This is a genomic window from Tritonibacter sp. SIMBA_163 (genome assembly GCF_046535935.1).
Lineage (GTDB): Bacteria > Pseudomonadota > Alphaproteobacteria > Rhodobacterales > Rhodobacteraceae > Epibacterium > Epibacterium scottomollicae.
Genome location: NZ_JAWJBP010000568.1, coordinates 1 through 266 on the forward strand (window position 1 = coordinate 1; position 266 = coordinate 266).

At 73.3% G+C, this 266-nt stretch carries 1 pseudogene; it reads right to left on the reverse strand.

Features of this window, described 5'->3' with window-relative positions:
• Window positions 1-47: 47 nt before the first annotated feature.
• Window positions 48-266 (reverse strand): annotated as a pseudogene (locus tag R0J92_RS23575) (hypothetical protein); the annotation flags it as partial.

The following is a 266-nucleotide window of genomic DNA, read 5'->3' on the forward strand; positions in this document are numbered from 1 at the left end:
GGCGAAGCGGCTGGTATCCAGCCTCCCCCTGCCGCAGTCACCCCCGATCACTCCGCCTCGATCACCTCGCCCACCGCCGCGGCCAGCCGGGCGATGCCGCGTTCGATCTGCTCTTCGTCGGGCACGCCGAACGACAGCCGCAGTTCGTGCCGCGGCGCCGAGCGGGCCGGGTCGGTGGGGTAGCAGTACGCCCCGGGGACGAACAGCACGCCCTCGTCGATGGCGCGTTGGAACAGCGGCCCGTCGCGGCCGGTGTCGACCGACTC